The sequence below is a fragment of the Bradyrhizobium genomosp. III genome (genome assembly GCF_000261705.1).
Taxonomy (GTDB): Bacteria; Pseudomonadota; Alphaproteobacteria; order Rhizobiales; family Xanthobacteraceae; genus Bradyrhizobium; species Bradyrhizobium ottawaense.
Genome location: NZ_AJQF01000180.1, coordinates 1 through 6,515, shown reverse-complemented (window position 1 = coordinate 6,515; position 6,515 = coordinate 1). Strand labels below are relative to the sequence as shown.

General features: G+C 64.6%; 5 protein-coding genes. 2 read left to right on the top strand and 3 right to left on the bottom strand.

All coding sequences use genetic code 11. The features are described 5' to 3' along the window. On the bottom strand, window positions 1-485 hold a 485-nt coding region (locus IC66_RS0115910), incomplete at its 3' end, for a glycosyl transferase (RefSeq protein ID WP_038948298.1). Window positions 486-810: 325 nt separating this feature from the next. On the opposite strand from IC66_RS0115910, the gene IC66_RS0115905 reads away from it, so the two are divergent. Next, window positions 811-1,650 (top strand): RMD1 family protein, encoded by an 840-nt coding sequence (locus IC66_RS0115905; protein ID WP_018323338.1) that lies wholly within the window; start codon window positions 811-813, stop codon window positions 1,648-1,650. A gap of 186 nt (window positions 1,651-1,836) precedes the next feature. Here the strand turns inward: IC66_RS0115905 and IC66_RS0115900 are convergent, their stop codons facing one another. Next, window positions 1,837-3,027 (bottom strand): acetate/propionate family kinase, encoded by a 1,191-nt coding sequence (locus IC66_RS0115900; RefSeq protein WP_038948297.1) that lies wholly within the window; start codon window positions 3,025-3,027, stop codon window positions 1,837-1,839. A gap of 2 nt (window positions 3,028-3,029) precedes the next feature. Then, window positions 3,030-5,444 carry a phosphoketolase family protein gene (locus IC66_RS0115895; RefSeq protein WP_049806538.1) on the bottom strand — a complete coding sequence of 805 codons (2,415 nt, stop codon included), beginning with the start codon at window positions 5,442-5,444 and terminating at the stop codon, window positions 3,030-3,032. Window positions 5,445-5,655: 211 nt separating this feature from the next. Here IC66_RS0115895 and IC66_RS0115890 point away from each other — a divergent pair. Beyond that, window positions 5,656-6,515: PA0069 family radical SAM protein (locus IC66_RS0115890; protein ID WP_038948295.1), on the top strand; the 860-nt coding region annotated here is incomplete at its 3' end.

Genomic DNA, 6,515 nt, shown 5'->3' with positions numbered 1-6,515 from the left:
GGCGGGTAGCCGCCGATCCGGTCGTAATGATCACGCGCAATCAAAAGGCCCTGATCGCCGAGCGGGCCGATCACCCTGCGCACCACGGCCCGGAGGATGTCGCGCAATCCGGTATCGGCGTAAGGCGAGCGCGCATAGCGGAACACGGCAGCACGGTCCCGTCCGCTGGTCGCGACGGCCTGGATGAACTGGGTGGTTTCCTCGATCCAGCCGGTTTCGAGCACGGCGCCTGCGGGCAGGAACATCAGCCACGGCGAGCGGGCCTGGAGCGCGCCGGCGGCGAGCGCGGCGCCTTGCGAGGATCCCTCGAAGCCGACGAAACGGCAGCCTGCGACGTCGGCAACCCGCTCGATGACGCCGTTGCGGGTGCCGTCGACCAGAAGCACCTCGCGGATGACGCCGGCGGCGGCCCCGGGGACCAGCGCGGCCAGAGTCGCCACCGCGGTCTGCTCGACGCCTTCGGTCGGAATGATGACGCTCAGCATGATTGAGGCTTCAATGTCTGCACTTCGGGAGAAGCGTAGCTTGTTATGATGTTGTCATAAACACGTGGCGTTGCCGAGTGCAACTTTCCGGCCGCGCTTCGGCGTGCGATGGTAAACTGCAGCCAGTCCTCGCAGCCAAATGTGTCACGCGCGGGTTGGCGATGTTGCCGAATGTTTCGGCACAAGCTCGTCCCGGGGGGATTGACCTGGAGTTTTACGGCGACATTGCGCGGCGCGCGGGTAGTTGGCTCCTGCAGGGACGGGGCGCCCTGCAAGAAAGGTTCGAACGGGACATGTGTGACTCTGGTGGCGGCGGAGGCTTCCTGTGAACGCCGATCAACTCGCTGTTGGCACGGCCTCGACATCGCCGAAGCCGGAGGCTGCGCCGACCTTGCGGATCCGCGCGCTGATGCTGGGCGATCGCATCAACGCCGCCGGTCTCGAGATCGGCACGCTGGTCTCGTCGACGCCCGCCGCCTTCCGTGTCCATGCCGGCCTCGCCGTGATCTTTCGTTACGGCGTCGTGGTGCTGATCGGGCTGCTCCCGTCCGAGGAGAAAGTGCTGATCGACAGCCTGAAGCCGCGGGTTATCGGCGAGCTCAGCCCGTATGAGGAAGAGATTGCGCAGGCACAGCTCTGCAAGGATGAAAGCACTGAAGCGATCCAGCCGGGCGGGCCGATCTGCCTCGCAAAGTTCTCCGACGACCGGCTGCTGCTTGTTGCGGACGCGCTCGCCAAGAGTACGTCGCTCGCGCGCGACGAGCGCCGCGTCGCCGCGGTCTTCGATGTGATCGAGCCGTTTGCGCGGGAGCTCGCCGAGCACGGACGCACGCCGCGCCGTCGCAAGGGCATCCTGCAACTGATCGGCAATGCACTGCTGGTGCAGCAGCGCGTCGCCGGGCGCGTCGCGATCGCCGAGAAGCCCGACGTGCTCTGGGAGAAGCCCGAGCTCGACCGGCTCTATTCGCGCCTCGAGGACGAGTACGAGCTGAAAGAACGCCTCGACACGCTCGAGCGCAAGCTCACCGCGGTGTCGGAGACCGCCAACGCGCTGACCGACATCATCGACACCCAGCGCTCGCTCCGCCTGGAGATCGCGGTCGTGGTCCTGATCGTGATCGAGGTCGCGATCGGGTGTTTTCAGATATGGTCGGGAACGCATTAGTTCGTGCGTGTCATTGTGCCCTCTTCTGTCCACACGAGTCAGGAATCGTAGGTGGGCAAAGGCGCACTTGCGCCCTGCCCACCATCGACGCCACATTGACAGACGTGGTGGGCACGCTTCCGCCTTCGCTCTTCGAGCAACGGCGGACAAGTCGCTTTGTCCACGCTACGAGACTGACACGTTCTTTCAGTTGGGATGGCCTTGCTGCAGCAGCGCAGCGCAATGGCGCGCGATCGTCAGCTCTTCATTGGTTGCAATGACGAGCACATCGACCGCGCTATCGCTACCGCTGATCCGCTCACGTGTCTCCTCATTCGCCGCGGCATCGATGCGCACGCCCATCCATGCGAGACGTTCGCCGATCGCGCTGCGGATCTCCTTGGCGTGCTCGCCGATGCCGCCGGTGAAGACCAGACAGTCGAGGCCGCCAAGCGTGGTTGCCATCATCGCGACCTGCTGCGCCGCGCGGAAGGTGAAAAGATCGACCGCGTCTCGCGCGTCAATCTCGCCGCTCGCAAGCAGCGTGCGCATGTCCGCGGAGATGCCGGAGACGCCGAGCAGGCCCGACTGGTGATAGAGCAGGTGCTGGACATCCTCGATCGAGATCTTTTCGTGCTGCTGCAGATAGAGCAGCACGCCGGGATCGATCGTGCCGCAGCGTGTGCCCATCACGAGACCGTCGAGCGGCGTCAGCCCCATGGTGGTGTCGACGCTGCGGCCGTTGCGCAACGCGCACAGGCTGGCGCCGTTGCCGAGATGCGCGATGACGGTACGCTTGGCGATGAGCTCCGGCGCAATCTCGGCGAGGCGTCCCGCGACATACTCGAAGGAGAGGCCGTGAAATCCGTAGCGTCGGACGCCACGTTCCTCGTAGCGCCTCGGAATGGCGAAGCGGCTCGCCGGCGGCGCCAGGCCGTGATGGAACGCCGTATCGAAGCACGCGATCTGCCTCAGCGCTGGCCGAATCGCCGCGAGCGCACGAATTGGCGCGAGGCACCGCGGCTGGTGCAACGGCGCCAGCGGCGTCAGCGCCTTAAGCTTTCCGATCACGTCGTCGGTCAGCGCGACCGGGCCTGAATAATCCGGCCCGCCGTGAACAATGCGATGGCCGACGGCACGCAGGTGGTGTCCGCCGAACCGGTCGTCGATGAAGGCAAGCACATCGGCGAACAGATGGCCGCCGTCGGAGTCCGGCGCCTCGCTCCATGTCTCGAACAGGTCTTCGCCCGCGGGGCTCTTCACCACGAGCCGGGGTTTTGCCTCGTGCTCGTCGAGCAGTCCCTTGCAGAGCAGGCGGGGTTCAACAGCCGAGATCTCGAACAGGCCGAACTTGATGCTCGACGATCCCGAGTTGAGGACGAGGACCGTGTCCGACATGGCTAGTCGCCGGCTTCGGCCGGGGTATTGCCGCCGGAGCTGTTAGGCCAGACCCAGCCTTGGATCTCAGGCATGTCCTCGCCGTGCTCGCGCACATAGCGCGAATGCTCGATCAGCTTGTCACGGAATTGCTGCTTCGCTTGCGCAGCCTTGGCCGCGAGCCCGGGCACGCGTTCGATCGCCTCGATCGCGAGGTGGTAGCGGTCGAGCTCGTTGAGCACGACCATGTCGAACGGCGTCGTCGTGGTGCCTTCCTCGGCAAAGCCGCGCACATGCATGCCGGCATGATTGGTGCGGTTATAGGTCAGCCGATGGATCAGGTAGGGATAGCCGTGATAGGCGAAGATGACAGGCTTGTCGCGCGTGAACAGGCTGTCGAAGTCGCGGTCGGACAGGCCGTGCGGATGCTGGTCTTTCGGTTGCAGCGTCATGAGATCGACGACGTTGACGACGCGGATCTTCAAATCCGGCAGCGCCTTGCGCAACAGGTCGACGGCGGCGAGCGTCTCCAGCGTCGGTACGTCGCCGGCGCAGGCCATCACCACGTCGGGCTCCTGGCCCGCATCTTCCGTCCCCGCCCAGCTCCAGATGCCAATGCCGGCATCGCAATGCGTGGCAGCGTCCTGCATCGACAGCCATTGCGGCGCCGGCTGCTTGCCGGCGACGATGACATTGATGCGGTTGTAGGTCCGTAGGCAGTGATCTGCGATCCACAGCAGCGTGTTGGCATCGGGCGGGAAATAGATGCGGACGATGTCGGCCTTCTTGTTGGCGACGAGATCGACGAAGCCGGGATCCTGATGGCTGAAGCCGTTATGGTCCTGCCGCCAGACATGCGAGGTCAGGAGATAATTGAGCGAGGCGATCGGGCGCCGCCATGGCAGATCGCGCGTGACCTTCAGCCATTTGGCGTGCTGGTTGAACATGGAATCCACGATGTGGATGAAGGCCTCGTAGCAGGAGAAGAAACCATGGCGGCCGGTGAGCAGATAGCCCTCGAGCCAGCCCTGGCAGAGATGCTCGCTCAAGACTTCCATCACGCGGCCGTCTTGCGCGAGGTGCACGTCATAAAGCTCGATCGGCTCCATCCAGACCCGCTCGGTCTCCTCGAACACCGCGTCCAGCCGGTTTGACGCGGTTTCGTCCGGGCCCATGATGCGGAAATTGCGCTCCTTCGCATTGAGGCGGATGACGTCGCGCAGGAATTTGCCGAGCTCGCGCGTCGCTTCCCCGATGGCGCCGCCGGGCTGCGGCACCTCGATGGCAAAGCTGCGGAAGTCCGGCAGCCTCAGCTCCTTTTTGAGCAGGCCACCATTGGCATGCGGATTGGCGCCCATGCGGCGAATGCCCTCGGGCGCGAGCGCCTGAAGTTCTGGAATGAGCGCGCCGCTCTGGTCGAACAGCTTTTCGGGCTCGTAGCTGCGCATCCAGTCTTCGAGAACTTTGAGGTGCGCCGGGTTCTCGCGACAGCCCGCCACCGGGACTTGATGCGCGCGCCAAAAGCCCTCGACCTTCTTGCCGTCGACCTTTTTCGGACCGGTCCAACCCTTCGGACTGCGCAGCACGATCATCGGCCAGCGCGGCCGCTCGACGCTTTTGCGCCCGTCCCGTGCGTGCTGCTGGATCGAGCGGATGCTGGCGAGCGAGACGTCGAGCGCGTCCGCCATGGCCTGGTGCATCAATTTGGGATCATCACCCTCGACGAACAGCGGCTCGTGGCCGAACCCGCGGAAGAGATCGCGGATCTCGCTGTTGGGCATTCGCCCGAGCACGGTCGGATTGGCGATCTTGTAGCCGTTCAGATGCAGGATCGGCAGCACCGCGCCGTCATGCGCGGGGTTCAGGAACTTGTTGGAGTGCCAGGACGCAGCTAACGGGCCGGTCTCGGCCTCGCCGTCGCCGACGACGCAGGCAACGATTAGATCGGGATTGTCCAACGCCGCGCCGTAGGCGTGCACCAGCGCGTAGCCGAGTTCGCCGCCTTCGTGGATCGAACCCGGCGTTTCCGGTGCCGCGTGGCTCGGAATGCCGCCTGGGAAGGAGAACTGCCTGAACAGCTCGCGCAATCCGTCCTTGTCGCGCGCGATGTCGGGATAGATCTCGCTATAGCTGCCTTCCAGATAGGTGTTGGCGACCATGCCGGGACCGCCATGGCCGGGACCGCAGACATAGAGCACGCTGATATCGAGCGCGCGGATGACGCGGTTGAGATGGGCGTAGATGAAGTTCAGGCCGGGCGTCGTGCCCCAATGGCCGAGCAGACGCGGCTTGATGTGCTCGGCCCGCAGGGGCTCGCGCAGCAGCGGATTGTCGAGCAGGTAGATTTGCCCGACGGAGAGATAGTTCGCGGCGCGCCAGTAGCGATCGAGGAGGTCGAGGTTGCTGCTTGCCGCGGCCGATTGTTGTTGATTTGCCATGTTCCTGCTGACCTTCACCCGGCGATCGTCACCAACATCGTTCCGCGACGATTGATCCCTGGCCGGCATCAAACGAAATCGTTGCGACGGGCATGTTGCGTGAGGTCAAGGGACCGCGCCCGAAATTTGGGCGGCTACTGTGGCATGGGGTTGTTTTCCCATTTTTTGTTTGTGTTCTTGATTTGTTCCGTTGTCGTGCTATCTTGGCTTCATGAGTCCAGCAGCATCGTCTCATGCTCTCAAGCACCCGCCGGTCAAGGCGCCCTCCGAGCCGGCGGGTGTGGACTCTGACTTTCCAGAACTTGGCGTCGCCATCGACCGCGCGCGCAGGCGAGGGCGGGGCGCACAGTCCAATGCCAGCGGCCGCTATGAGGCCGAGGCGCGAGTCGCCTTCGACGACGGCTGGCAGAGCCTGGAAGAGCTGCCGCCGTTCAAGACCAGTGTCGGGGTCGACACCTCACGCAAGGTGATCACCCGCAACGATTCCCCCGATATCGGCTTCGATCGCTCGATCAATCCCTATCGCGGCTGTGAGCATGGCTGCGTTTATTGCTTCGCGCGGCCGACCCATGCCTATCTCGGCCTGTCGCCGGGGCTCGACTTCGAGTCAAAACTGTTCGTCAAGCCCGAGGCGCCGGCGCTGCTGGAGAAGGAGCTCGCCGCGACCGGCTATGAGCCCCGGATGATCGCGATCGGCACCAACACCGATCCCTATCAGCCGATCGAGCGCGAGCGCAAAATCATGCGCGGCATCCTCGAGGTTCTCGAGCGTGCCGGCCATCCCGTCGGCATCGTCACCAAATCGGCGCTGGTGGTGCGCGACATCGATATTCTCGCGCGGATGGCCAAGCGCAACCTCGCCAAGGTCGCCATCTCGGTCACCTCGCTCGATCCGAAGCTCGCGCGCACCATGGAGCCGCGCGCCTCGACGCCGCCGAAGCGGCTGGAAGCGCTGAAGCAGCTCTCGGACGCCGGCATCCCGACCACCGTGATGGTCGCGCCCGTGATCCCCGCGCTGAACGATTCCGAGATCGAGCGCATCCTGGACGCGGCCGCCCATGCCGGCGTCAA

Excerpts from the sequence above, each read along its gene's own strand:
- IC66_RS0115900 (WP_038948297.1), bottom strand. The coding sequence starts at position 3,027 with ATGTCGGACACGGTCCTCGTCCTCAACTCGGGATCGTCGAGCATCAAG.
- IC66_RS0115895 (WP_049806538.1), bottom strand. The coding sequence starts at position 5,444 with ATGGCAAATCAACAACAATCGGCCGCGGCAAGCAGCAACCTCGACCTC.